Source organism: Streptomyces hesseae (genome assembly GCF_031845785.1).
Taxonomy (GTDB): domain Bacteria; phylum Actinomycetota; class Actinomycetes; order Streptomycetales; family Streptomycetaceae; genus Streptomyces; species Streptomyces hesseae.
On the sequence record NZ_JAVRFI010000003.1, the window covers coordinates 284274 to 310136 of the forward strand.

General features: G+C 72.3%; 24 protein-coding genes. 7 read left to right on the top strand and 17 right to left on the bottom strand.

The genetic code is table 11. The annotated features are described in order from the left end of the window. The first annotated feature begins 171 nt into the window (after positions 1-171). On the top strand, positions 172-762 hold the full coding sequence (locus tag RM609_RS07190) for a hypothetical protein (RefSeq protein WP_311608877.1): 591 nt from the start codon (positions 172-174) through the stop codon (positions 760-762). A 22-nt stretch (positions 763-784) separates the two neighbouring features. Here the strand turns inward: RM609_RS07190 and RM609_RS07195 are convergent, their stop codons facing one another. From RM609_RS07195 to alr, 4 genes are all read right to left on the bottom strand, one after another. Further along, positions 785-967: a hypothetical protein gene (locus RM609_RS07195; RefSeq protein ID WP_311608878.1), complete on the bottom strand. Its 183-nt coding sequence runs from the start codon at positions 965-967 to the stop codon at positions 785-787. Positions 968-1121: 154 nt separating this feature from the next. Further along, on the bottom strand, positions 1122-1655 hold the full coding sequence (gene tsaE / locus RM609_RS07200; RefSeq protein ID WP_311608881.1) for a tRNA (adenosine(37)-N6)-threonylcarbamoyltransferase complex ATPase subunit type 1 TsaE: 534 nt from the start codon (positions 1653-1655) through the stop codon (positions 1122-1124). 121 nt (positions 1656-1776) lie between these two features. After that, positions 1777-3003, bottom strand: a complete 1227-nt coding sequence (locus tag RM609_RS07205) for an alpha/beta fold hydrolase (RefSeq protein WP_311608882.1) — start codon at positions 3001-3003, stop codon at positions 1777-1779. Between the two features lies 1 nt (position 3004). Then, entirely contained in the window at positions 3005-4177 is a 1173-nt protein-coding gene (gene alr / locus RM609_RS07210) for an alanine racemase (protein ID WP_311608884.1), read from the bottom strand. A gap of 114 nt (positions 4178-4291) precedes the next feature. Here alr and RM609_RS07215 point away from each other — a divergent pair, with 114 nt between their 5' ends. Then, entirely contained in the window at positions 4292-5743 is a 1452-nt protein-coding gene (locus RM609_RS07215; RefSeq protein ID WP_311608886.1) for an NAD(P)H-hydrate dehydratase, read from the top strand. Here the strand turns inward: RM609_RS07215 and RM609_RS07220 are convergent. Both RM609_RS07220 and RM609_RS07225 read right to left on the bottom strand, forming a co-directional pair. After that, positions 5733-8279 (bottom strand): NACHT domain-containing protein, encoded by a 2547-nt coding sequence (locus tag RM609_RS07220; RefSeq protein WP_311608888.1) that lies wholly within the window; start codon positions 8277-8279, stop codon positions 5733-5735. The genes RM609_RS07215 and RM609_RS07220 overlap by 11 nt on opposite strands. Before the next feature lie 94 nt (positions 8280-8373). Beyond that, positions 8374-9315, bottom strand: coding sequence for a helix-turn-helix domain-containing protein (locus RM609_RS07225; RefSeq protein ID WP_311608890.1), 942 nt, complete (start codon positions 9313-9315; stop codon positions 8374-8376). Between RM609_RS07225 and RM609_RS07230 the strand changes: the two genes are divergently transcribed. Together RM609_RS07230 and RM609_RS07235 are read left to right on the top strand one after the other, a co-directional pair. After that, positions 9314-9925 carry a histidine phosphatase family protein gene (locus RM609_RS07230; RefSeq protein WP_311608891.1) on the top strand — a complete coding sequence of 204 codons (612 nt, stop codon included), beginning with the start codon at positions 9314-9316 and terminating at the stop codon, positions 9923-9925. The two genes, RM609_RS07225 and RM609_RS07230, sit on opposite strands and share 2 nt — an antisense overlap. 218 nt (positions 9926-10143) lie before the next feature. Further along, positions 10144-10617, top strand: a complete 474-nt coding sequence (locus tag RM609_RS07235; RefSeq protein ID WP_311608892.1) for a hypothetical protein — start codon at positions 10144-10146, stop codon at positions 10615-10617. 49 nt (positions 10618-10666) lie between these two features. On the opposite strand, the gene RM609_RS07240 is transcribed toward RM609_RS07235, so the two are convergent. The 3 genes from RM609_RS07240 to RM609_RS07250 are packed head-to-tail and all read right to left on the bottom strand — an operon-like array spanning position 10667 to position 13223. Next, positions 10667-11035 (bottom strand): holo-ACP synthase, encoded by a 369-nt coding sequence (locus RM609_RS07240; protein ID WP_311608893.1) that lies wholly within the window; start codon positions 11033-11035, stop codon positions 10667-10669. After that, positions 11032-12885, bottom strand: a complete 1854-nt coding sequence (gene glmS, locus RM609_RS07245; protein ID WP_311608896.1) for a glutamine--fructose-6-phosphate transaminase (isomerizing) — start codon at positions 12883-12885, stop codon at positions 11032-11034. Before glmS ends, RM609_RS07240 begins: the two co-directional genes overlap by 4 nt. Before the next feature lie 38 nt (positions 12886-12923). Further along, a complete protein-coding gene (locus tag RM609_RS07250; RefSeq protein ID WP_311608898.1) occupies positions 12924-13223 on the bottom strand; it encodes a hypothetical protein in 300 nt (99 codons plus the stop codon). 172 nt (positions 13224-13395) lie between these two features. On the opposite strand from RM609_RS07250, the gene coaA reads away from it, so the two are divergent. Next, the gene (gene coaA / locus RM609_RS07255; RefSeq protein ID WP_311608900.1) at positions 13396-14376 is read left to right on the top strand and encodes a type I pantothenate kinase; all 981 of its coding nucleotides are present in this window, start codon (positions 13396-13398) and stop codon (positions 14374-14376) included. A 59-nt stretch (positions 14377-14435) separates the two neighbouring features. On the opposite strand, the gene glmM is transcribed toward coaA, so the two are convergent. The 4 genes from glmM to RM609_RS07275 all read right to left on the bottom strand — a co-directional run bounded on the left by glmM (position 14436) and on the right by RM609_RS07275 (position 18894). After that, positions 14436-15794: a phosphoglucosamine mutase gene (glmM, locus tag RM609_RS07260; RefSeq protein ID WP_311608901.1), complete on the bottom strand. Its 1359-nt coding sequence runs from the start codon at positions 15792-15794 to the stop codon at positions 14436-14438. A gap of 242 nt (positions 15795-16036) precedes the next feature. Further along, entirely contained in the window at positions 16037-16540 is a 504-nt protein-coding gene (gene rpsI / locus RM609_RS07265) for a 30S ribosomal protein S9 (RefSeq protein WP_126914669.1), read from the bottom strand. 39 nt (positions 16541-16579) lie between these two features. Next, positions 16580-17026 (bottom strand): 50S ribosomal protein L13, encoded by a 447-nt coding sequence (gene rplM / locus RM609_RS07270; RefSeq protein ID WP_311608904.1) that lies wholly within the window; start codon positions 17024-17026, stop codon positions 16580-16582. Between the two features lie 248 nt (positions 17027-17274). Beyond that, positions 17275-18894 (bottom strand): ABC-F family ATP-binding cassette domain-containing protein, encoded by a 1620-nt coding sequence (locus RM609_RS07275; RefSeq protein ID WP_311608906.1) that lies wholly within the window; start codon positions 18892-18894, stop codon positions 17275-17277. 54 nt (positions 18895-18948) lie between these two features. Between RM609_RS07275 and RM609_RS07280 the strand changes: the two genes are divergently transcribed. After that, on the top strand, positions 18949-20028 hold the full coding sequence (locus RM609_RS07280) for a hypothetical protein (RefSeq protein ID WP_311608908.1): 1080 nt from the start codon (positions 18949-18951) through the stop codon (positions 20026-20028). A 55-nt stretch (positions 20029-20083) separates the two neighbouring features. Here the strand turns inward: RM609_RS07280 and RM609_RS07285 are convergent, their stop codons facing one another. Next, on the bottom strand, positions 20084-20926 hold the full coding sequence (locus tag RM609_RS07285) for a hypothetical protein (RefSeq protein ID WP_311608909.1): 843 nt from the start codon (positions 20924-20926) through the stop codon (positions 20084-20086). 196 nt (positions 20927-21122) lie between these two features. Here RM609_RS07285 and RM609_RS07290 point away from each other — a divergent pair, with 196 nt between their 5' ends. Next, on the top strand, positions 21123-23207 hold the full coding sequence (locus tag RM609_RS07290; RefSeq protein WP_311608911.1) for a glycosyltransferase family 4 protein: 2085 nt from the start codon (positions 21123-21125) through the stop codon (positions 23205-23207). 88 nt (positions 23208-23295) lie between these two features. On the opposite strand, the gene truA is transcribed toward RM609_RS07290, so the two are convergent. The 3 genes from truA to RM609_RS07305 all read right to left on the bottom strand — a co-directional run bounded on the left by truA (position 23296) and on the right by RM609_RS07305 (position 25858). Continuing rightward, a complete protein-coding gene (gene truA, locus RM609_RS07295; RefSeq protein ID WP_311608913.1) occupies positions 23296-24150 on the bottom strand; it encodes a tRNA pseudouridine(38-40) synthase TruA in 855 nt (284 codons plus the stop codon). Between the two features lie 76 nt (positions 24151-24226). Further along, the gene (gene rplQ, locus RM609_RS07300; protein WP_311608915.1) at positions 24227-24691 is read right to left on the bottom strand and encodes a 50S ribosomal protein L17; all 465 of its coding nucleotides are present in this window, start codon (positions 24689-24691) and stop codon (positions 24227-24229) included. Positions 24692-24835: 144 nt separating this feature from the next. Continuing rightward, entirely contained in the window at positions 24836-25858 is a 1023-nt protein-coding gene (locus tag RM609_RS07305) for a DNA-directed RNA polymerase subunit alpha (protein WP_004946635.1), read from the bottom strand. Positions 25859-25863 lie beyond the last annotated feature (5 nt).

The following is a 25863-nucleotide window of genomic DNA, read 5'->3' on the forward strand; positions in this document are numbered from 1 at the left end:
GAGCCGGGGGCGCGGCGGGGGCGCGGGCGGGTGCTACGGTCAGCCGCATGGCCGTACGAAGCCGCGGTACGGCCGCTCCGTACGGGCCGGCACGCCGGCGCCGGGACGACGGCGGGACAGCGGCGACAGCACACAGCAGCACAGCAGCACGCGGGACGAAAGGTGCGCAGCGTGGCACGTAGCAGCTCGGGGATCATCGTGGCCACGCTCACCGTGGCGGCCCTGGCCGGGGTCGGTTTCCTGGCCGTCCAGGCCGAGGCCGCGCCCGACCACCCCGCCACGCACGCCTCGGGCCAGACCGCCGGCAAGGCGAAGGACGGGGATCAGGGCAAGGACAAGGCCACCGGCGCCACCGGGCAGGAGCAGGGCAAGGCGCCGAACGCGATCCCGGAGAACTCCGGCACCGGCCTGCGCGTCGTCTACGGGCTCGCGCAGAAGCGGGTGTGGCTGGTGGGCTCGGACGGCAAGGCCACCCGTACGTTCGAGGTGGCGCCCAGCACTGTGAGCCCGCCCCCGGGCAGCTACGCGGTCACTTCACGCGCGCCCACGGTCACCGGCTCGGACGGCATCCCCATCGAGCACGTGGTGCGCTTCCACCGGGACGCCGCCGGGGTCGTCTTCGGCTTCAGCGCGGCCGTGGACGGCTCCTCGCCCAAGCCGGACGCCACGAAGAAGACGGGCGGGATCCGCGAGCAGCCGGCCGACGGGCGGGCGATGTGGGAGTTCGCGGTGAACAACACGCCGGTCGTCGTCGTTCCGTAGCCCAGGTCTTTCCGTAGCTCTTTCAGGCGGCGTCGCGCGCGGCGTCGCCCTCGTCGTCATCCGCATGCCCGGTGGTGGTGGGCTCCGGCGCCTTCGGGGGCGTGGAGACGGCGTCGGCGGCGGCACAGTACGCCAGGAGGTCGCGCACCGACAGGGGGCGCTCCTCGGCGGCGGTGGGCGTGGGCTCGGGCTCGTTGGCCGACATGAATGCCTCCTGGGGCGGCTCGGGCCGGTCGGAGGCGCCACGGCCCACCTTCTACTTAGGTAGACCTAACCGACCCTCCTGCCCTCCATGTGACCACGCCCGGTGTCGCGCGCGCAACATCTTGCCGACGGCTTGTCGGAACGAATGCCGTCCACTACCCCAGGGGTGCGAGGTCCACGCCCGCCCAGCGGGCGCCGACGCCGGTGACGGTCACGCTGCGTACGTCGTCGGCGTCCTCGTCGCCCTCGGCGGGGGCGTCCGCGCCCACCGCGCGCTCGATCACGACCCGCAGGCGGTCCTCGGACAGCTCCTCGACCTTGCCGTCGCCCCACTCCACGACGATCACCGACTCCGGCAGCGAGACGTCGAGGTCCAGGTCCTCCATCTCGTCCAGCCCGCCGGACAGCCGGTAGGCGTCGACGTGGACGAGGGCCGGGCCGTCGCCCAGCGGCGGGTGCACCCGGGCGATGACGAAGGTCGGGGACGTGACGGCGCCGCGCACACCGAGCCCCGCGCCGAGCCCCCGGGTCAGCGTCGTCTTGCCGGCGCCCAGCTCCCCGGAGAGCAGCACGAGATCACCGGGCCGCAGCAGCGCGGCGAGCCGGCGGCCCAACTCCCGCATGTCGTCGGCGGACTTGACGGTGAGACGTGCGGCGTTCGGCGCGGAGGTGTCTTGCGGGGTGCTCATATCCGCCGATGGTAACCGCCACGCGTTGTGGGCAATCGTTCCGCAGGGCGGAACGGGTGGGCACAACGCCGAACGACGGCGTCAGCCACCCCGCCCCGACCACCGTGCGGGGCACAGGTCGCTATTCGGGTGCGGCCCGGTGGGCGGCTTGTGCCCACCCGTTCCGCCCAGCGGAACGATTGCCCACAAGCCGCGCGAGATGCGCCGACACCAGCTCCGGAACCTCGAGCATCACCAGATGCCCCGCCCCCGGCACGATCACCAGCTCCGCCTCCGGCAGTGCCTCCCCGATGGCCCGGCTGTGGTCGCTCGGCGTGACCATGTCCTTCTCGCCCGCCAGGACCAGCAACGGCCGGCCCGCGAACGCCGCCAGCGCCGCCACCTTCTCGTGCTCCGCGAAGGCCGGATAGAACTCGGCGACCACGTCCACCGGCGTCGCCTCGATCAGCCGCTCGGCGAACCGCGCCACCGCGGGGTCGACGTCCCGCGACCCGAACGAGTAGCGCTTGATGATCCCGCCGATGAGCTCGGCGGCCACCCGCCGCCCCTTCTCCACCAGGTCGGTCTGGGTCAGCATCAGCCTGAACGCGCCCGGCAGGACCGTCCGCCGCAGCACGTTCATCCCCACCGGCGGCAGGCCGTACGTCACCTCGCCCATCCGGCCCGAGGACGTGCCGACGAACGCGGCGGCGACCACGCGCTCGGCGATCAGCTCCGGGTAGTGGGCGGCGAGGGCCATCGTGGTCATACCGCCCATCGAGTGCCCCACCAACACCAGCGGCCCCTCGGGGGCGGCGGCGTCAATGACGGCCTTCAGATCGCGGCCGAGGAGGTCGATGCTGACCGGCTCGCCCGCCTCGCGCTGACCCTTGCCGCGCGCGGAGCGGCCGTGGCTGCGCTGGTCCCAGTAGACGGCGCGCACGCCCGCGGCGCGCAGGGCGGCGCGCTGGAAGTGCCAGGAGTCCTGGCTGAGGCAGTAGCCGTGGCTGAAGACGACGGTGAGCGGCGGTTCCGGGCGGCGCCCGAAGAAACCCCTGGCCCGGCCGGGCTCGGCTTCCGGCTCGTCGACCTCGTAGTAGATCTCGGTGCCGTCCTCGGCGAGGGCCGTGCCCGGGGTGCCTCGCAGCGTCCCGTACGGGCCGGACGAGTCGAGGGCCAGCCGCGCCTTGCGGCGCATGCCGCGCCCGACGGTCAGCCGTTCCACGGCGACCCCGACCGCGGCTCCGGCGGCGACGACCCCGACGGCCGCGCCCGCGATGCCCGCACCCCGCCGCCAGGCGGCGCCGCCCAGAACCTCCACGGCCCCCGCCGCCACCGTGCCCGTACTGTCGCCGCCGCCCTCGCTCATGTCAGGCCCCCGTGTCCTCGAACGTGTCCTCGACGTCGTTGTCTCCGACATAGACGCGCGGCACACGCGCGGAGATGCGTGTGACGACTTCATAGGCGATGGTTCCGGTCGCCCGCGCCCAGTCCTCGGCGGTCGGCTCGCCCTCGTCGCCGGGGCCGAAAAGCACCGCCTCGTCGCCGGGGGCCGCGCTGTCGCCGCCCAGGTCGACCACGAACTGGTCCATCGCGACCCGCCCGGCCACCGTGCGCCACTTGCCGCCCACCAGCACCGGGCCGGTGCCGGAGCCGGAGCGGGGGATGCCGTCCGCGTAGCCGACGGGGACGAGCGCGAGGGTCGTCTCACCGGGGGTGGTGTACAGGTGGCCGTACGAGACGCCGTGCCCGCCCGGCACCCGCTTCACCGAGGCGAGGGACGCGGAGAGGGTCATCACCGGCCGGATCCCCAGCTCCTCGGGGGTGCCCAGCTCGGGGCTCGGGGATATCCCGTACATCGCCACGCCGGTGCGGACGAGGTCGAAGTGGGCCTCGGGGAGGGTGAGGGTGGCCGGGGAGTTGGCGATGTGCCGGACCTCGGGGGTCAGGCCCTGGGCCTCCGCGTAGGCGATGGCGTCCTTGAAGACGTTCAGCTGGGCCCGGATGGAGGGGTGGCCCGGCTCGTCGGCGCAGGCGAAGTGCGACCAGATGCCGGTGACCTTGATCAGCACGGCCGTCTCGGCGTCGCGCGCGGCGGCGACGAGCTTCTCCCAGTCGCCGGGCTGGCAGCCGTTGCGGCCGAGACCGGTGTCGATCTTCAGCTGGACGCGGGCGACACGGCCGCTCGCGCGGGCGGCGGCGGTGACCTCCTCCAGCGCCCACAGGGCGCTGACGGAGACGTCGATGTCGGCCTCCAGGGCCTCCCGCCACGGGTCGCCGGGCGTCCACAGCCAGCACATCAGCCGGCCGGTGTCACCGGCGGCACGCAGGGCGAGCGCCTCGTGCGGCGTGGCCGTGCCGAGCCACTCGGCCCCGGCCTGACGGGCGGCCCTGGCGCAGGGCACCGCGCCGTGGCCGTAGGCGTTCGCCTTGACGACGGCCATCAGCTGCGCCCGGGGGGCGCGGGCGCGCAGAGCGCGTACGTTGGCCCGCAGGGCGGCCAGGTCGACCACGGCTCGGGCGCGCATCGGTGTCTCAGTCATCGCAGCCAGTCTCTCAGGCCAGGGCCGCGGTGTGGGCGCCGACCGGTTTACGGGCCGTCGCGCCCGCACCCGAAACGGGCGCCCCGCCGCCGCGCGCATGGCAGGCTGACCCCCATGAGGACTGCCCACAGCGTGGACACCGTACGAACCGCCGAGCGCGCCCTCATGGCCGAGCTCCCCGAAGGCACGCTCATGCAGCGCGCGGCGGCGGGCCTGGCCGCCGCCTGCGCCGACCTCCTGGGCCGCCGCGTCTACGGCGCCCGCGTCGCCCTGCTCGTCGGCAGCGGCGACAACGGCGGCGACGCCCTCTACGCCGGCGCCCGCCTGGCCCGCCGCGGCGCAGGAGTGACGGCCGTGCTGCTCACCCCCGACCGCGCCCACGCCGGCGGCCTGCGGGCGCTCCGGAGCGCCGGCGGCCGGGTGACCACGGCCGACGGAGCCGACGGAGAAGCCGGGGTACGGGCCGTCCGCCGCGCCGACCTCGTCGTCGACGGCATCGTCGGCATCGGCGGCAAGGGCGCCCTGCGGGAGCCCGCCCAGGAGCTCGTCGCGGCGGCCGAGGGCGCCCTGATCGTCGCCGTCGACCTGCCGAGCGGCGTCGACGCCGACACCGGCGAGGTCCCGGGCGCTGCGGTGCGCGCCGACGCGACCGTCACTTTCGGCACCTACAAGCCGGGCCTGCTCATCGACCCCGCCCGCGAGCACGCGGGCGCGCTGCGCCCGGTCGACATCGGCCTGGGCCCATGGCTGCCGTCCGAGCCGGACGCCGAGGCCCTCCAGCACGCGGACGTGGCCGGTCTGCTCCCCCGCCCCGAGGCGGAGAGCGACAAATACCGCCGCGGCGTCGTGGGAATCGTGGCCGGATCGGCCCGCTACCCGGGCGCGGCCGTGCTCGCCGTGGCGGGCGCGCTCGCCGGCGGCGCGGGCGCCGTGCGCTACGCGGGCCCGGCGGCCGACGCCGTGATCGCCCGCTTCCCGGAGACGCTGGTGACGACGGGCCCGCCCGCGAAGGCCGGGCGGGTGCAGGCCTGGGTGATCGGCCCGGGCCTCGGGGACGGCCCCGAGGCGCGTCAGGCCCTGGTGGACGTCCTGACGTCCGACGTGCCGGTCCTCGTGGACGCCGACGGCCTGCGGCTGCTCGACCCGCAGGCCGTACGCGCGCGCTCGGCGGAAACCCTGCTGACCCCGCACGCGGGAGAGGCGGCCGCGCTCCTCGGCCTGTCCCGGGAGGAGGTCGAGGCGTCCCGCCTGTCGTCCGTACGGGCACTGGCGGACCGCTTCGGGGCGACGGCCCTGCTCAAGGGCTCGACCACACTCGTCGCCGACGGCACCCACGCCGTGCGGGTCAACCCGACGGGCACGCCCTGGCTGGCCACCGCCGGCAGCGGGGACGTCCTGTCCGGCCTGACCGGCTCCCTCCTCGCGGCCGGCCTGAGCACCCGCGACGCGGCCTCGGTGGGGGCGTACCTCCATGGCCTGGCGGCGCGCGAGCTGGGGAACGCGCCGATCACATCGCTGGCCGTGGCGGAGGAGCTGCGGCGGGTGTGGCTGGACGTCAGTCGCTGACGTCCCGCGGCCACACGCCCGACCTCACCTCGCCCGACCTCACCCGGGGCCGGCCGCCCAGCCGCCGGAGCGCGGCGGCGTGGTCGTCCGACTTCACCACGAACTCCAGCTCCCCCTCCCCCACGTCCTCGTACGCCAACCGCCCGATCACCGCCTCCGCGTAGTGGTCCGTGTCGAACCGGTCCCACGACCACGCCAGCTGGGCCCGCACCCGCAGCGACGGATGCGTCGCGTAGCGGGCCAGCAGGGGGATGGCCCGGTCGTCGCCGAGCATCGTGGCCGTCACGACCACCGCGTGCGCCACCTCGTCCGGCAGTCCCTCGGGCCCCGGCAGCAGGTCCAGTACGGCGCTGCCCGCCCCGACGAGCGCCCGCGCGGCCTCGACGGTGCGCGGCGGGACGAGTTCCGCCGCCGCGTGCTCGACCCGGGCCCGTACGTCCGGGGCGATCTCCGGCGCCTGTTCCAGGCAGGCCGCGGCCAGCAGGTGGAGCCGGTGCCGGTGGGCCTCATCCTTGTCGCCCCGCTCCAGCAGCATCCCCAGCAGCTCCGCGCGGGCGCGCGGCGGGGCGTGGCCGACCGCCATGCGCAGGACGTCCTCCCACTGGTCGTCGTGGGCGTGGTTGACGAGCAGGTCGAAGTCCCAGTCGTCGACGGCGGCCCGGGCGCCCAGGTAGTCCTGGAAGGTGCGGTGGATGAAGTCCAGCGTCCCGCTGGTCGGCTGCCGCAGCACACCGCTGCGGACGACCAGGTGGCGCAGGATCTCCTCCGCGCTGCCGCGCGCGGCCACGGCCGGCATCGCGGGCAGGGCGCGTTCGAGAATCTCCACCGCCTTGTGCCACTCGATCTCCGAACGGCCGTTCCTGATCAGCCAGTAGGCGATCTTCTGGAGGAGGGCGGTCTGCGCCTGTTCCAGTTCCGGGCCCTCCAGGCCGACCGCGATCTCGCGCTCGCGGTCCCGCCGGATCAGCAGCAGGTCCAGGGCGGCGCGGTAGAGCTCCATGCGGCCGTGCGGCAGATGGCCGCGCCGGGAGCGGTTGAGGGCGCAGATCATCGCGCACATCAGCGGGTTGGTGGCCAGCCGGCCGAGGTCCCGTTTGGCGACCACGGCGGCGCTCAGCGACTCGCCGAACGCCCGTAACCGCTCGTCCTCGCGCTGACCTGCCGCGTTGTGCCACCGCTCGATGAAGGCGAGGACGTCGGCGCGGCTCATCGGGAGGAGTTCCAGCTCCGCGAAGCCCGCGTCCGCGAGCCAGCCCTCGCGGACCGCAGAGGGACGGGTCGTGATCACATAGCGCGCCTCGGGGTAGGCGGCCAGGAGGTCCTTCACCCAGGCCAGGGTGCGGCGCCGGTCCGCCTCGGGGACCTCGTCCACGCCGTCGATCAGCAGCAGCGCCGTGCCCTCGTCCAGCCGCCGGGTCGCCCAGCCGCGCGCCGCGGGCAGCCCCGCGAGCGGCGCGGCCACGGCGGCCAGGAAGTCCTCCGGGCGGGGCAGCTCGCCCCTGCGGATGAGGGTGCGCAGGGGCAGTGTCAGCGGTACGCAGCCGCTCAAGTGGCCCAGGCCGGGCGGCAGGTCGCCACGTGCGGTGATCGTGGCCAGCCACTGCAACAGCGTCGTCTTCCCGGACCCGGCGGCGCCACGCAGCAGCACCCGTTTGTGCCCGGCCAGCGCCTCCTCGGCCCGCCGCGGGGAGGGCAGGGGACCGCCCCCGGCGTCACGGGAGGCGCCGGTCAGCTCCAGGCTGAGATACGCCGCGTCGAGCGGCCACGTCTCCGCCTCCCCGTCGCCCAGCGTCAGCCCGATGATGGTCAGCTCGCCGGACTTGCCGACGATGTAGTCCCGCAGCCGGCGCTCGAACGCCTCGGTCTCCAGCTGCCGGGGCGAGGCGAGCGAGCGCGATGTGGGCTTGTGCCCGGCGATCAGGCACTCCTGGAGGAAACGGAACTCCTGCCAGAGCGCCTCGGACGGCGTCACCGTCAGCCGCCCGTGCCGCCAGCCGGCGGGGTCGGCGCAGACGACCCCGGCGAGCGCCCCGTCCACGAAGACGGCGGCGCCCGACATCCCGGCCCAGGGCGAGCCGCCGTCGCCGGGCGGCGCCGGCGCGCCGTGGTCGCTGTCGAGGACGTACCGCCCGCTGAGGAGATTGCTCCCGGGCTTCAGCGTGCCCACGATCTGCTCGGTGTCGAGCGCGTCCGCCCCGTCCCGCTGGACCTGCGGATAGCCGATGGCCTGCGCCCCCGGCCAGACCCGCAGATCGTACGAACGCCCCCAGACCAGCGGCTCGAAGTCCGGGAGCGCCTGTTCCGTCACGACGTCACGCTCGGCCACCAGCAGCGCCACGTCGCAGCGCCGCCGGTCGTCCCGTGCCCACACCACCCGGCAGCGCACCCTGCCGACGCCGCCGGGGACGACGACCGTGGGGGCGTCGCAGTCCGCGACCACATGCGCGGCGGTCAGGATCAGGTCCGGCGTCAGGAGGTAACCGCTTCCCTGACTCCGCCCGAACACCGCCGCGATGCGTTCCCTCGCCGGGTGCACGCCCGAACCGCCCCCTCCGCCCCTGGCCTGACGAGAACCTGACGATACGCCAGGGGTCGGAGCGGAGGCGGGGGAACGGCTGGTTTACCCGGCCCTACGCGTCGTACGCCCGCAGCGCGGCGATCAGCCACTTCACCGCCGGGCCCATCCGCGGCTCGGGCCAGCCGTTGATCGCGGAGACGAGCTGCCAGTACCGCTCGTAGCCCGACTCGTCGCCGATCTCCAGCCGCTCCAGCAGCCAGGCCCGGAACCCGGGCCCGTCCGCCCGGCCGGCCTGCTCCGCGCAGGCGCGCGTCAGCTCGTCGACGACCGGCCGCGCGGCGGGCGAGTCCGGCCCGGTCCCGGCCTCCCGGGCCGCGTCGGTACGCGTCCGGATCAGCTCGGCGAGCTGCCATCCCGCGTGCGGGTCCAGCTCCCCGGCCTCGTCGCGGGCCCGCACCTGGTCGGCCGCCGCCCTGCGGATGGCAGCACGGAATCCGTCGTCCTGGACGAGCCCGGCCAGCTCGATCCAGGCGTCGACCTGCTCGGGCGTGGGGTCGTCCGGCAGCATCGGCATCGCGTCGCGCAGCATGGCCAGGAAGTCCGGGCCGACGTCGATGCCCTCGAAGGCGTTGTCGATGAAGTCGCCTATCAGACGGTGGCGTTCCCGCTCGGACAGTTGGGCGAGTTTGTGCATGGTCTCCAGCTCCTCGGGTGTCGACCCGCGTACGGCCACGGCCCGCAGCACGGCCCGGTGCATCCGCAGGGTGCGGATCTGCCGGTCCAGGGCATCGGCGTGCACGGCCGCGATCTGGGCCACGGAGACCTCCCGCCCCAGCACGCGCTGGACGGCGGAGAGCCCGACGCCGAGTTCGCGCAGCGTGCGGACGAGGCCGAGCCGGGCCAGGGCGTCCGGTCCGTAGAGCCGGTAGCCCGCGGGTGTGCGGTCGGTCGGCGGCACCACTCCCGCGTCGGACCAGAACCGGATGGTCTTGACCGTCAGGCCGGTCAGCCGGGCCAGTTCGCCGATGGAGTAGCGGGTGGTGTCGTCGTCCATGCCCGCCACCTTGGTGTCTCCCGTCGCTGGAGGGTCAACTCGCCTACTCTCATCCTGCCGGGAACCGGAGAGGAGGCCTCGCGTCCACCTCGGCAAACGCCTCGCCACGGCCCCGCTCACCGCGATCCACCACAGCTCCCTCCCCCGCGCCCGGCAGACGGCCGAACTGATCGCCGGGCAGCTCGGCGGTGTCCCGCTGCGGAGCACGGAGAAGGCGGGGGACCACGTCCCGTACGTGCCGCAACGGGACGAGCTGCCGCCGGAGTTCGCGGACGTCCTGCTCAGCCGCTTCGCGGACTTCACGGAGGAGGAGCTGCGGCGGGGCCCGGCCCTGGCCCGCGAGGCGCTGGCGGAATTCACGGGCCCGGTGGAGGGCGACGAGCCGCGCCACGAACTCGTGGTCACCCACAACTTCCTCGTGGCCTGGTTCGTCCGCGCCGCGCACGACGCCCCGGACTGGCGCTGGATGGGCATGAACCAGGGCAACGCGTCACTGACGGTGATCCGTTACGCCCCGGACCGCCCGTCGACGGTCCTGATCCACAACGACATGGGCCACCTGCCCGAGGAGCTGCGGTGGACGGGGTTCCCGCCGGAACTACGGGTGTGAGGTCCGACACCCTTGACCTCAAGCCGACTTGAGGTACCAAGATCGCATCACAGCAGCACAGGGGGCACGAGAACGAGCCCGGCCCGGACGCGCCACGGGGGTGCGAGTCCGGGCCGGGGCCTCGACACCGCGTTCCTCTCAACCCCGAGCCCTCGCGGACGCGGATTCCCGTTGGATGATCATCCCCCACCGCTCACGCGACTGACTGGAACCGCCACATGATCGGCCAAATAGTGACGCTCGTCGGCGTCCTCGTCGGCGCCCTGACCTCCTACCTCGCCGCGACCACAGCCGAGCGCACCCGGCACCGGCGCACCATGGCGACGCGCTGGGACGAGCGCAAACTCGACACGTACATCGAGTACGCCTCCTGCGTAAAAGAGATACACGCCGCCGCGAAGCGAGCTTTGCAGGCAGAGCAAGGGACGGATACGCACCGGGAGTTCCTCACCGCGATGGAGGAGGCGGAACGGAAGCGGTCCGTACTCTTCGAGACGCTGATCCTGCTGGCCGCGCCGGCGGCGATCGAGGCCGCCAACGCGGTCAACCGCGTCCTGTGGAAGATCGAGATCGCGACCCGCGATCACGACACCACGCCCGTGGAAGGCGACCTGATGGCCCTGCTGACCGCCTACCACGCGCAGGCGCGGCTCGATCTGGGCATCCCCCACACCGAAGCCTGGCCCTTCTGACCCTTCCGACCCGCCGCACACGCCGCACACGCCCCCGGATGGGCCCGCGTCACTTCTCCGCGATCACCACCGCCGACGCCACCCCCGCGTCGTGGCTCAGCGAGATGTGCCAGCTGCGCACCCCCATCGCCTCCGCCCGTGCCGCGACCGTGCCCGTGACGACGAGGGAGGGCTGGCCGCTGGCCGCCGTGACGACCTCGGCGTCGGTCCAGAGCAGCCCGGGCGGCGCCCCCAATGCCTTGGCCAAAGCCTCCTTCGCGGCGAAGCGGGCCGCCAGCGAGGCGATGCCGCGCCGTTCACCGCTCGGCAGGTACAGCTCGCGCTCCACGAACAAACGGTCCGCCATCCCCGGCGTCCGCTGGAGCGCGGCGTCGAAGCGGCCGATCTCCGCGACGTCGATCCCGACTCCCACGATCATTCGACGGTCACCGACTTCGCGAGGTTGCGCGGCTGGTCGACCTCGTTGCCGCGGGCCGTGGCGAGCTCGCAGGCGAAGACCTGGAGCGGGACGGTCGCGACGAGCGGCTGGAGCAGCACCGGCGTGGCCGGGACCTCGATCAGATGGTCCGCGTAGGGGTGTACGGCCGTATCGCCGCGCTCGGCGATGACGATCGTGCGGGCGCCCCGGGCCCGGATCTCCTGGATATTGGAGACGATCTTGTCGTGGAGGACGGATCGGCCACGCGGCGAGGGGACGACCACGACGACCGGGACGTCCTTCTCGATCAGCGCGATCGGGCCGTGCTTGAGCTCGCCCGCCGCGAAGCCCTCGGCGTGCATATAGGCGAGCTCCTTGAGCTTCAGCGCCCCCTCCAGGGCCACGGGGTAGCCCACGTGGCGGCCGAGGAAGAGGACCGTGTTCTTGTCGGCGAGGGAGCGGGCCAGCTCACGGACCGGCTCCATGGTCTCCAGGACCTCCTCCACCTCGCCCGCGATCTCCGACAGGTCGCGGATCACGGAGAGGATCTCGTCGCCCCACTTCGTGCCCCGCACCTGGCCGAGGTACAGCGCCACCAGGTAGCAGGCGACGAGCTGGGTCAGGAAGGCCTTCGTCGAGGCGACGGCGACCTCCGGCCCGGCGTGGGTGTAGAGGACGGCGTCCGACTCCCTCGGGATCGTCGAACCGTTGGTGTTGCAGATGGCGAGCACCTTCGCGCCCTGTTCGCGCGCGTGCCGCAGGGCCATCAGGGTGTCCATGGTCTCGCCGGACTGGCTGATGGCGATCACCAGCGTGCGCTGGTCGAGGATCGGGTCGCGGTAGCGGAACTCGCTGGCCAGCTCCGTCTCGCAGGGGATGCGGGTCCAGTGCTCGATGGCGTACTTGGCGATGAGACCCGCGTGGTACGCCGTGCCGCACGCCACGATGACGACCTTGTCGACCTCCCGCAGCACGGAGGCGGGGATGCGGACCTCGTCGAGCGAGAGCCTGCCGGAGGCGTCGATGCGGCCCAGCAGCGTGTCGGCGACGGCCTTCGGCTGCTCGGCGATCTCCTTGAGCATGAAGTAGTCGTAGCCGCCCTTCTCGGCGGCCGAGGCGTCCCAGTCGACGTGATAGGCGCGGGTGTTCCCCTCGGCCGGGGCGCCGTCGAAGCCGGTGACGAGGACGCCGTCGCGGCGCAGTTCGACGACCTGGTCCTGGCCGAGCTCGATGGCCTCCCGGGTGTGGGCGATGAAGGCGGAGACGTCGGAGGCGAGGAAGTTCTCGCCGTCGCCGACGCCCACCACCAGCGGGGAGTTGCGCCGGGCGCCCACCACCACGTCCGGGTCGTCGGCGTGGACGGCGACGAGCGTGAAGGCGCCCTCCAGCCGCCGGCAGACCTGGCGCATGGACTCGGCCAGGTCGCCGCAGGAGGAGAAGGACTCCGCCAGCAGATGGGAGACGACCTCGGTGTCCGTCTCGGAGCCGAGGTCGTGGCCGCGCTCGGCCAGCTCGGCCCGGAGCTCCGCGAAGTTCTCGATGATGCCGTTGTGGACGACGGCGACGCGGCCCGCGTTGTCCAGGTGCGGGTGGGCGTTGGCGTCGGTGGGGCCGCCATGGGTGGCCCAGCGCGTGTGGCCGATCCCGGTCGAGCCGGAGGGGAGGGGGCGGTCGGCCAGCTCCTTCTCCAGGTTCGCGAGCTTGCCCGCCTTCTTCGCCGAGGCCAGCCCGCCGTCGGCCAGGACCGCCACCCCGGCCGAGTCATAGCCGCGGTACTCAAGCCGCCGCAGCCCCGCCAATACGACATCGAGGGCGCACTGCCCTCCCACATAGCCAACGATTCCGCACATGGACGGAAGCGTACGGCCCCGGTGTCAGCGCCCGTGGGTCAACGCCCGCGCTCGATCCGGTCGATGGCGTCCTGGACCAGCTCCAGATACTCGACCTCCTCGCAGCGCGGTTTGCTGCCGAGAACGTACCGGTCGAGGCAGTCGTCGAGGTCCTGGCCGAGGTCCTCGTCCGGCAGCTGGGCGGTCAGATCGCCGCGCACCCGGTCGGCGAAGGCGTCGCGCGGGGCCACGGCCCCGGCGGCGGGCGCGCCGACGGGCGCGTGGACGCTACGGCGGGGGCGTACGACACGTCGTACGCCCCTCCTGGCACGGCGGAGCACGAGCTGGAGAACGAACAACGGAACCCCTCGCGTGGGGAGAGGGACAGGGGGCTGGACGCTATTCCTGACTCGCGGGTAAGTACAGACCCCAGCGCAAACTTCACCCACCGGCACCACATCACCCCCACCGGTCACGGTGTGAACGCCACCCGGAGGTGATCGTCCCGTCACCGACGCGCACAATGGGCCCGTGCCGACCACGACCGACCAGCCGCAGCACCGACGCCGCGCGGACTCCTCCCCCTTCGTCGACCTCACCCGCACGGAGTGGAGCGCGCTGCGCGAGAACACCCCGCTGTCGCTGACCGCCGAGGAGGTCGAGCGGCTGCGCGGCCTGGGCGACGTCATCGACCTGGACGAGGTCCGGGACATCTACCTCCCGCTCTCCCGCCTGCTCAACCTCTACGTGGGCGCCACGGGCAGCCTGCGCGGCGCGCTCAACACCTTCCTGGGGGAAAAGGGGGCGCAGCGCGGCACGCCGTTCGTCATAGGCGTGGCGGGCAGCGTGGCGGTGGGGAAGTCGACCACGGCCCGGCTCCTGCGGGAGCTGCTGGCCCGCTGGCCCGAGCACCCGCGGGTGGAGCTGGTCACGACGGACGGCTTCCTGCTGCCCAACGCCGAGCTCCAGCGTCGGGGCCTGATGTCGCGGAAAGGTTTCCCCGAGTCCTACGACCGCCGGGCGCTGACCCGCTTCGTCGCGGATGTGAAGGCCGGGAAGGACGAGGTGTCAGCGCCCGTCTACTCCCATCTGATCTACGACATCGTGCCGGACGAGCGGCTGACCGTGCACCGGCCGGACATCCTGATCATCGAGGGCCTCAACGTCCTCCAGCCGGCGCGCCCCGGCGAGGACGGCCGCACCCGGGTGAGCCTGGCCGACTTCTTCGACTTCAGCGTGTACGTGGACGCCCGCGCGGAGGACATCGAGCGCTGGTACTACGACCGCTTCAGGAAGCTGCGCGCCACGGCCTTCCACGACCCCGACTCGTACTTCCGCCGGTACACCCAGGTGGCGGAGGACGAGGCGCTGGACTACGCGCGGCGCAACTGGCGGACGATCAACAAGCCGAACCTGCTCGAGAACGTGGCGCCGACGCGGGGCAGGTCGAACCTGATCCTGCGGAAGGGGCCGGACCACAAGGTGCAGCGGCTGTCGCTGCGCAAGCTGTAGCGAAAACGCCGGGCGGGCCGACGAAAGTCGGCCCGCCCGGCGTTCGAGGACCTGGGGAACTAGCCCAGCGTCGTCTTCACGACATCCGCGAGGTGCTCCGCGACCTTCCGCGCCTGCTCGTGGTCCGCGGCCTCGACCATGACGCGCACCAGCGGCTCCGTGCCGGACGAGCGCAGCAGCACCCGGCCCGTCGTGCCCAGCTCGCGCTCGGCGGCGTTGACGGCGGCGGCCAGCTCCTGCGAGGTGCCGACGCGGGCCTTGTCGACGTTCCGGACGTTGATGAGGACCTGCGGCAGGCGCTCCATGACGCCGGCGAGGTCGGCCAGCGAGCGGCCGGTGGCGGCGACGCGGGCGGCCAGCATCAGACCGGTGAGGGTGCCGTCGCCCGTCGTGGCGTGGTCCAGGACGATGACGTGGCCGGACTGCTCGCCGCCCAGGGCGAAGCCGCCCGCCTTCATCTCCTCCAGGACGTAGCGGTCGCCGACGGCGGTCTGGACGAGCTGGACGCCCTCGCGCTCCATGGCGAGCTTGAAGCCCAGGTTGGACATGACGGTGGCGACGACGGTGTTCTTGCGCAGCGAGTCCGCCTCGCGCATCGCCAGGGCCAGGACGGCGAGGATCTGGTCGCCGTCGACCTCGTTGCCCTTGTGGTCCACGGCCAGGCAGCGGTCGGCGTCACCGTCGTGGGCGACGCCCAGGGCGGCGCCGTGCTCGACGACGGCGGCGCGCAGCTTGTCCAGGTGGGTGGAGCCGCACTCGTGGTTGATGTTGAGGCCGTCGGGCTCGGTGCCGATGGTGATGACCTCGGCGCCGGCTCGCGAGAAGGCCTCGGGGGAGACCCGGGAGGCCGCGCCGTGGGCGCCGTCGATGACGACCTTGATGCCGTCGAGGCGGTTGGGCAGGACGCCGATGAGGTGGGCGACGTAGTTGTCGAAGCCCTGGTCGTAGTCCTTGACGCGGCCGACGCCGGCGCCGGTGGGCCGGTCCCAGGGCTCGCCGGAGGCGTGGGCGCGGTAGGTCCGCTCGATGCGGTCCTCGAGCTCGTCGGCGAGCTTGTGGCCGCCGCGGGCGAAGAACTTGATGCCGTTGTCGGGCATGGCGTTGTGGCTGGCGGAGAGCATCACGCCGAGGTCGGCGCCGAGCGCGCCGGTCAGGTAGGCGACGGCCGGCGTGGGCAGCACGCCCACCCGCAGCACGTCGACGCCCGCGCTGGCGAGACCGGCCACCACTGCGGCCTCCAGGAACTCCCCGGACGCCCGCGGATCACGGCCGACCACCGCCATCGGGCGATGTCCTTCGAACGTGCCCGCCTCGGCGAGCACATGCGCCGCCGCCACCGACAGTCCGAGCGCGAGCTCGGCCGTCAGATCGGCGTTGGCAACGCCGCGCACACCGTCCGTACCGAAGAGTCGTCCCACTGGTGTCCTCCGAAAAACGCGGGAGTGCGGGGCCCGGTACGAGCCCCCTTGCTTGAGGTGTCGAGTCCTGGACCGGGGCGGCGCCTCCGGTAATCAGATATACGCCGCATCCGGCGCATTTACGCCTGCGCCGCCTGCACGGCATCAACGCCGTATTTCGCCCCGGGCCGACAATGGCCGAACGCCCCGGCGGCACGGAACCGTGTCGCCGGGGCGTTCGAGCAATGCAGCAAAGCCGTTGTTTAGCGCTTGCTGTACTGCGGAGCCTTGCGGGCCTTCTTGAGACCGGCCTTCTTGCGCTCGACCGCACGGTCGTCGCGCTTGAGGAAGCCGGCCTTCTTCAGCGGGCCGCGGTTGTTGTCCACGTCCGCCTCGTTCAGCGCGCGGGCCACGCCGAGGCGCAGGGCACCGGCCTGACCGGAGACGCCGCCACCCGCGATGCGGGCGATGACGTCGTAGCGGCCGTCGAGCTCGAGCACCTTGAAGGGCTCGTTGACTTCCTGCTGGTGCACCTTGTTGGGGAAGTAGTCCTCAAGGGTGCGACCGTTGATCTTCCACTTGCCGGTGCCCGGAACGATCCGGACACGGGCAATGGCGTTCTTACGACGGCCCAGGCCGGCGGCCGGCTGCGGGTCGCCGAAGCGGGACGCGAGGGACTCGGAGGTGTACTCCGACTCAACAACCTCGGTCTCGGTGGTGTACTCCTCGACGCCCTCGACCGGCATCTCGGCAGTGGTCTCAGCCACGATTCTCCTCAGACTTTCTGGTTCGGCGGTGGCCGGGACTTAGCCCTGCTTGACCTGGGTGATCTCGAACGGAACCGGCTGCTGCGCAGCGTGCGGGTGCTCGGAGCCCGAGTACACCTTCAGCTTCGAGAGCATCTGACGGCCGAGGGTGTTCTTGGGCAGCATGCCCTTGATCGCCTTCTCGACGGCCTTCTCGGGGTTCTTGTCGAGCAGCTCGTCGTAACGGACGGAGCGCAGACCACCCGGGAAGCCAGAGTGGCGGTACGCCATCTTCTGGGTCTTCTTGTTACCGGACAGGTGCACCTTGTCGGCGTTGATGATGACGACGAAGTCACCCATGTCCATGTGCGGGGCGTACACAGTCTTGTGCTTGCCGCGCAGCAGGGAGGCAGCCTGAGAGGCCAGACGGCCCAGGACGACGTCCTGCGCGTCGATGATGTGCCACTGGCGCTGGACATCGCCGGGCTTGGGGCTGAACGTACGCACGGTCGTAGCCTTCGCTTCTTCAGTGAGTGGGTCCTGACACAGTCCCCCAGGGAGACCACGCAGCAGAGGCCGCACAACGGGGACGCAACCCGCGTGCATGCCGCTGGCGATCAGCCCGGCGGACCAGCGTAAGGGCCCCTCGCGTGAGAACGACCAAGCCAATACGCATAACGAACTCGTAGAGTACCGGGACCCCACCGTCGGGGTCAAAACACACAGTCCGACCGGTGCCCCGCCCGGCCACCGGGCTAGCGAGCCCGGGCCACCCGGGCCTCGTCCCACACCGGCTCCGGCACCTCCCGCACCCGCCCGTCCGCCCCGAAGACGACGAAGCGATCGAACGCGCGAGCGAACCAGCGGTCGTGGGTGACGGCCAGGACCGTCCCCTCATAGGCCTCCAGCCCCGCCTGGAGGGCTTCCGCGCTCTCCAGGTCGAGGTTGTCCGTCGGCTCGTCCAGCAGCAGCGCCGTGGTGCCGGAGAGCTCCAGGAGCAGGATCTGGAAGCGGGCCTGCTGACCGCCGGAGAGCTTCTCGAAGGCCTGGTCGCCCTGCTGCTCCAGCTCGTACCGGCGCAGCACCGACATGGCGCCGCCCCGGTCCTTGGAGTGCTCGGTCCACAGGATGTCGACGAGCGTGCGGCCCATGAGCTCGGGGTGGGCGTGGGTCTGGGCGAAGTGCCCGGGGACGACGCGGGCGCCCAGCTTCCAGGCGCCCGTGTGCGCCACGTCCTCCCCGGCCAGGAGGCGGAGGAAGTGGGACTTGCCCGAGCCGTTGCTGCCCAGCACCGCGACCCGCTCCCCGTAGAAGACCTCCAGGTCGAAGGGGTTCATCAGGCCGGTCAGCTCCAGCCCGGCGCAGGTCACGGACCGGACGCCGGTGCGCCCGCCGCGCAGCCGCATCCGGATGTCCTGCTCGCGCGGGGGCTCCGGCGGCGGGCCCGCCTCCTCGAACTTCCGCAGCCGGGTCTGGGCGGCGGCGTAGCGGGAGGCCAGCTCATGGCTGACCGACGCCGCCTGCCGCAGCGAGATCACCAGCTTCTTCAGCTGGGCGTGCTTCTCGTCCCAGCGGCGGCGCAGCTCCTCGAAGCGGGCGAAGCGCTCCTTGCGGGCCTCGTGGTACGTGCCGAAGCCGCCGCCGTGCACCCAGACGTCACTGCCGGCCGGGCCGGGCTCGACGCTGATGATCTTCTCGGCGGACCGGGCCAGCAGCTCGCGGTCGTGGGAGACGAAGAGGACGGTCTTCTTGGTCTCGCGCAGCCGCTCCTCCAGCCAGCGCTTGCCGGGGACGTCCAGATAGTTGTCCGGCTCGTCCAGCAGCAGGACCTCGTCCGGGCCGCGCAGCAGGGCCTCCAGGACGAGCCGCTTCTGCTCGCCGCCGGAGAGGGTGCGCACCTGGCGCCACTGGGCCTTCTCGTAGGAAACGCCGAGGGCGGCCATGGTGCACATGTCCCACGTGGTCTCGGCCTCGTAGCCCCGGGCCTCGGCCCAGTCGCTGAGCGCCTGGGCGTAGGCCATCTGCGCGGCCTCGTCGTCCCGCTCCATGATCGCGAGCTCGGCCTCGTCGACCGCCCGCGCGGCCTGCCGGATGCCCGGCTGGTCGACGGAGACCAGCAGGTCGCGGACCGTACGGTCGTCCCGGACGGAGCCCACGAACTGCGGCATCACGCCCAGGCCGCCGGAGACGGTGACCGAGCCGCCGTGCGGCTTGAGCTCGCCGGAGATCAGCCGCAGCAGGGTGGTCTTGCCGGCGCCGTTGGCCCCGACGAGGGCCACCGCGGCCCCTTCCCCCACCCGGAAGGACACGTCGTCGAGCAACCGCCTCCCGTCGGGGAGGTCGTACTCGAGGTGTGCCGCTTCCACATGTCCCATGGGGTGATTCTCGCGGCTCCCGGGGCGGTGACCAACCGGTTTACGATGCACGCCATGAGCTTTGGGCAGGGTGGGCCGTACGGGGCCCAGGGGGATTCCGGGCCGCGCGCCACGCCTTGGGGGGCGCCGCCCCAGCAGCCCGGGCAGCCGGGACAACCGGCTCAGGCCCTGCCGCCGCAGGCACCGCCGGTGCACCCTGGACCCCAGCCGCCCCTGGCGCAGCCGCCGCACCAAACGCCTCCGCAGTGGCCGGCACAGCAGCCGTACCCGGCCGCCCAGCAGCCCCCTCACGCCCAGCCGCAGGCGCACCCGCAGGGCGGCACGCCCGACTGGGCCGCGATGGCCGACACCGCCGACCGGGACCGCCGCCGCAAGTGGCTGCTGATCGGCGGCGGCGTCCTGGCCACGGCCGCGGTGGCCGCGATCGTCGCCACGGCCGTGGTGCTGTCCGACAAGGGCGACAAGAACCTGCCCGCCGCCGAGAAGCTGCCCAGCGCCTCGTCCGGCTCCCCCGAGCCGACGTTCTCCAAGGCCGCGACCCCGCCGCCCAACCCGCGCGAGTTCATATCCAGCCAGGAGAAGGACACCGCGCCGCTCACCGTCAAGACCCTCTTCCCGCACTCCAGGCCGTCGCTGGACAAGCGCGTCTACCAACGGGCCGCCCAGGACACCGCCACCGACTGCGCCTCCGTCGCCCAGGGCGGGCTGGGCCAGGTCCTCGCCGACAACGGCTGCCGCCAGGTGCTGCGCTCCACCTACGTACGGGACGGGGTCGCCGTCACCGTCGGCGTCGCCGTCTTCGACACCAAGGCCGCCGCCGACAAGGCCAAGGAGCAGTCCACCGGCAACATCGCCCCCCTCACCGGTGAGGACGCGGCGTCCTTCTGCCAGGGCACGGCCTGCCGGCTGAGCGCCAACGCCGAGGGCCGCTACGCGTACTTCACCATCGCCGGCTTCACCAACGGCTCCGCCGTCACATCGGAGGACACCAAGGCCCTCCAGGCCGGCCGGGACGTGGCGGGCTACACCTTCCGCCGCATCATGGCCCGCGCCAACGCCCAGGCGGCCGCGGCGGCCTCGCCCAAGCCGTCGGGACAGCCGTCGGGAAAGCCCTCGGCCAAGCCGCAGGCCTGATCCGGGCACCCGAGCCGCCCCGCCCCGCCTCGCTCCGGGGCGTCGCTCCAGGACGTCACTCCTGGACCTCGCCGTCCCCCTCCTCGGCGCCCTCGCCGCCCTCCGCCGGGTCGCCGTCCGCGGGGGCCGCGGTGGGCGGGCGCTCCGCCCGCAGCAGCCGCTCGACCTTCGCGACCTGCGCCGCCACCAGCGCCGGCGGGATCTCCACCGCCCCGGGGTCGGACAGGTGCGTGGCGAAGAACATCGACAGGGTGGACCCGCTGCGCACCACCGTCACCAGACTCGGCGCCCCCTCGGCCGCGTTGACCATGCGGTACGCCAGCGCCTCCGCCCCCAGCCGGGGCGCGGGCAGCGCCGCCACCGCCTCGAACCACTGGGGCTGCCCCTCCCCCGTACGCATCGCGAAGCCCCCGGCGCAGTCGGACACGGCCCGGCGCAGCTCCCGCAGCGTGACGCGCGCCCCGTCGTCCGCGTACGTCGAGACCCGGACCGTCCCCAGCAGCCCCTGGAAGCCGTGCTCCCGCGAGGACTTGGAGAACGTCCGTACGAGCGAGGCCACGGGTGCGGGCTCCTGTCGCGGCCCCAGGGCCAGCACCAGCGGCCGGCAGTCGAGCCGGCCCGTGCTGGGCAGTCCGTGCCCGGCGGTGCCCTCGGAGGCCCGTTCGAGAACGAAGCCGGGCACCTCCCGCGACTCCAGCGCCACATGTTTGAGCTGATCGGCGCTGAACACCCGTACGACCGCAGGCGCTTCGGCGCCCCGGACCTCGTCCTTGCCCTCGCCCGGCCTGCCCCCACCGACACCGGAGCAGCCGGTCAGCAACAGCAGGGCCGCCAACACCCCTACGGGGGAGGCCGTCAGCTTCCGTTTACCCTTCACCCTCAGCACGTCCATCCTCATGACGTCCGCCCTGCCCTCCAGTTCGCGGCGCCCGCCGAGCGGCGCCCCTCATGGTTCCTTGCGACGTGACCCAGGCCACAATGTAGGCTGCGCAGGCAACGGAAGCCCCGCCCTACGGTCTCACCGGCGGTTCGAGCCGCACAGAGCTCCGGCCGGCCGGGCCGAACTCCAAGCGAAGAGCCGGACACCACCCGCCATGAAGATCTCTTTCCTTTTGCAGAACGCCTATGGCATCGGCGGAACCATCCGCTCCACTTTCAATGTGGCGGGCGCCCTCGCCGCCCGGCACGACGTGGAGATCGTGTCCGTCATCCGCAGCGGTGAGAAGCCCCGGCTGACCCTCCACCCCGGGGTACGGCTGATCAACCTCATCGACCAGCGCCCCGACAAGGGCTCCGACGTCGACAACGCCCTCCTCACCCAGGACAGCCACTACATCCCGCCCGTCGAGGCCAAGGGCGCGCACTTCAGCGCGCTCACCGACCAGCGGGTCGCCGAGCACCTCGGCGCGACCGACGCGGACGTCGTCATCGCCACCCGCCCCGGACTCGTCATGTACCTCGCCGAGTTCGGCCAGGACCGCTATCTGCGGATCGGCCAGGAGCACCGGATCTACGGCACCCACGAGGCCGCCATCCGCGCCTACCAGGACGCGTCCATCCCCCACCTCGACGCCCACACCACGGTCTCCGAGGCCGACGCCGTCACCCACCGGGAGCAACTCCCGGGCATCAAAACAAAGATCGCATGCATCCCCAACGGCTGCCCGCCGTCCGAGGTCGAAACAGCCGACCCCGACAGCAAGTTGGTCGTCGCCGCAGGACGGCTCATCCCCGTCAAGCGCTACGACCTGCTGATCGCCGCCTGGGCCACCGTCGCCGCCGCGCACCCCGACTGGAAGCTGCGCCTCTACGGACGCGGCCCCGAACAGGCCAAAATCCGCGCCCAGATCGACAGACTCGGTCTCAATGAGTCACTTACGCTCATGGGCGCCCACTCCCCCATCGAAACCGAATGGGCCAAGGGCTCCATCGCCGCCGTGACCTCCCGCGAGGAGTCCTTCGGCATGACGATCGTCGAGGCCATGGGCTGCGGCGTCCCCGTCGTCGCCACCGACTGCCCGCACGGCCCCGGCGAGATCATCAGCGACGGCGAGGACGGCCTGCTCGTCCCCGTCGGCGACAGCGACGCCATCGCCAAGGGCCTGCTCAAACTGATCGAGGACGACGAACTCCGCCGCACCATGGGCGCCGCCGCCCGGATCTCCGCCCGGCGCTACGCGCCCGAACGCATCGCCGACGCCTATCTGGAGCTCATCGACAGCCTCGGCGGCCCCCACCGCACCGCCGACGCGCAGGCCACCGCCACGAAACCGGCCCGGCCGCCGCTCACCCGGCGCCTGCGCCGGACCGTCGGCAGGCTCGTACGACCACTGCGCCGCCAACCGGCTCCCCCGCGCGAGAAGAAGGTCCTCAAGGACATCGTCGTCCGCAAACCGCTGCGCCCGCTCGCCTCCTGTCGCGTCAACTCCGAGGGAGACATCGTCGTTTCGGTGGACCCGAAGGGCGTCAGCGGGGAAAACCTCTCCCTGACCGTCACACGGCGCAAGGAGAACAAGCCGTTCGCGGCCCCCCTGAAGCCCCCGGCCGAGGCGGGCGCCCCCTGGACCGCCGTCCTGAAGCGGTCCGAACTCCGCCTGGGCGAGGGCCGCTGGGACCTCCACGTGCTCCGCGCCGACGACCGCGCCCGCCGCCGCGTGACCGCCCATCTCCCCGAAGGCCGCCGCCTGTTGACCCTGGACCCGCTGCCGGGCGCCCCCTTCACCTGGTGGATCCCCTACGCCACCGTCGACGGCTACCTCGCCCTCCGCGCCTGGCACCGCGACGGCCACGCGGAGGCGCGCGCACTGAAGACGACGGAAGGCACGCTCACGGTCGAAGGCACGCTGTACGGCGCGGAGTTCACCGACGGGACAGCACCTCTGCTGGTCGGCACCCCACGCGGCGATGCGGCGTCGGAGGTGACAGCGGAAATCGAGGTCCTGGACGCCACGGCCTTCAGGGCGACGCTGCCGTACGAGCGGCTGCGCGAGGCGCGCGGCGGAGAGGAAGCCGCCACATGGGACCTGGCGCTACGGGTGGCGCCGGACGCGGCGCCGATCCGGATCGGCCGGCTGGTGGGGGACATCGTCGACCGGAACAAGACGGACATCTATCCGGTGGTGGCGGGGGTACGGCCGTATTTCACGGTGACGAGTGACCTGGCGGTGAATCTCCCCTGACGCAAACGCCGGACGGGCTGACAACGTCAGCCCGTCCGGCGTTTGAGGACAAAGCACAGCAGCCCGTCCGGCGATTGAGGACAACGCCCTAGCAGCAACCCGCCCCGGGCAGCGTCCTCTTGTTGCGCGCCGCGAGATTCCGCGCGGCCAGCTCCGAGTCCGCCGGATACCCGACCTCCTCCAAGGTCAAGCCGTGCGGCCGCACCACATGCACCGCCGAATCCCGCACACCGGCCGCGAGCACCTGCCCCGGCCAGTCCACCCCTCGGTGCCCGTCGCCGACGAACAGCAGCGCGCCGACCAGCGAGCGCACCATGTTGTGGCAGAAGGCGTCCGCCCGCACGGTCGCCGTCACAACACCCGACGCGTCCCGCTCCCAGCTCAGCTGCTGAAGCGTACGGATGGTCGTCGCACCCTCGCGCTTCTTGCAGTACGCGGCGAAGTCGTGCTCACCCAGCAGCGCGCGCGACGCCGCGTTCATCGCGTCCACGTCGACCGGCCAGTCGTGCCAGAGCACATGACCCCGCAGCAGCGGGTCCACACCGGCCGGGTGGTCGACGACCCGGTAGGCGTACCGCCGCCAGATCGCGGAGAACCGCGCGTTGAACCCGGCCGGGGCCTCGGCCACACGCCAGACCCGTACGTCGTGCGACAACCGCCCGGACAGTCGGCGCAGCAGTTTGTCCTCGTGCTCGGCCCAAACCTCCGCCGGAAGATCGACATGCGCGACCTGGCCCCGGGCGTGGACGCCCGAGTCCGTACGGCCGGCGACCGTCAGCTCGTATGTCTCCTTGGACCGGGTCACGGTCCGGATCGCGGCCTCGAGCTCACCCTGCACGGTGCGCTGGCCCTCGCGCTGCTTGGCCCAGCCGGAGAAGTCCTTGCCGTCGTACGACAGGTCCAGCCGCACCCGTACGAAACCGGGCTCAACCTCGTCACTCACCGAGTGTTTCCTCTCAGAATGCGGGACGGGCCCGCCCCCGGAAAGGGGCGGGCCCGTCACTGACACGTCAGACGCGTCAGGCGTCCTTCGACTCCTCGGCCGGAGCCTCGGCGGCGGCCTCGGACTCCTTGACCGCACGCTTGGTGGCGGCCTCGGCCTCGGCGACGGTCGCCTTCTTGGCGATCTCACCCTCGACCAGCTCGATCACAGCCATCGGGGCGTTGTCGCCACGACGGTTGCCGATCTTGGTGATACGGGTGTAACCACCCGGACGCTCGGCGAAGCGCGGAGCGATCTCGGTGAAGAGGGTGTGGACGATGCCCTTGTCGGTGATCGTCTGCAGCACCTGGCGACGGTTGTGGATGTCGCCCTTCTTCGCCTTGGTGATCAGGCGCTCGGCGACCGGACGCAGGCGGCGGGCCTTGGCCTCGGTCGTCGTGATGCGGCCGTGCTCGAAGAGCGCCTTGGCGAGGTTCGCAAGCAGCAGACGCTCGTGCGCGGCGCTGCCGCCCAGGCGGGCACCCTTGGTGGGACGCGGCATGGTGTTTCTCCTTGGTGTCTGCCCCGGCCGTATCAGGTACCGGAGTCAGTATCCGAGCAGGCGGTCGCCCGTCGGAGACCCCGCGCCCCGAAGGGCGCGGGGAAGGGCGCGATCAGCCGAAGCCGACCGGCACCCGGAGACCGATCAGTACTGCTCGGTCTCCACAAAACCCGCGTCCGCGTCGTCGTCGGCGCCAAAGGCGTCGGCGGCGGCGGTCGGGTCGAATCCGGGCGGGCTGTCCTTGAGGGCCAGGCCCATGCCGGCCAGCTTCGCCTTGACCTCGTCGATCGACTTCGCACCGAAGTTGCGGATGTCGAGCAGGTCGGCCTCGGAACGGGCGACGAGCTCACCCACGGAGTGGATGCCCTCGCGCTTGAGGCAGTTGTAGGACCGAACGGTGAGCTCGAGCTCCTCGATCGGCAGCGCCAGGTCGGCGGCCAGGGCGGCGTCCGTCGGGGACGGGCCCATGTCGATGCCCTCGGCGTCGATGTTGAGCTCACGGGCCAGACCGAACAGCTCGACCAGGGTCTTACCGGCGGACGCCATGGCGTCGCGCGGGCGCATGGCCTGCTTGGTCTCGACGTCGACGATCAGCTTGTCGAAGTCGGTGCGCTGCTCGACACGGGTGGCCTCGACCTTGTAGGTCACCTTGAGAACCGGCGAGTAGATGGAGTCGACCGGGATACGGCCGATCTCCTGGCCCACCTGCTTGTTCTGGACGGCGGAGACGTAGCCGCGACCGCGCTCGACGGTCAGCTCCATCTCCAGCTTGCCCTTGGCGTTCAGGGTCGCCAGAACCAGGTCGGGGTTGTGCACCTCGACGCCGGCCGGCGGGGCGATGTCGGCGGCGGTGACCAGACCCGGGCCCTGCTTGCGCAGGTACATCACGACCGGCTCGTCGTGCTCCGAGGAGACGACCAGCTGCTTGATGTTCAGGATGAGGTCGGTGACGTCCTCCTTGACGCCCGGCACGGTGGTGAACTCGTGCAGGACACCGTCGATGCGGATGGACGTGACCGCCGCACCCGGGATCGAGGAGAGGAGCGTACGACGCAGGGAGTTGCCGAGGGTGTAGCCGAAGCCCGGCTCGAGCGGCTCGATCACGAACCGCGAGCGGAACTCGTCGACGACCTCTTCGGTCAGCGAGGGGCGCTGAGCGATCAGCATGCGAT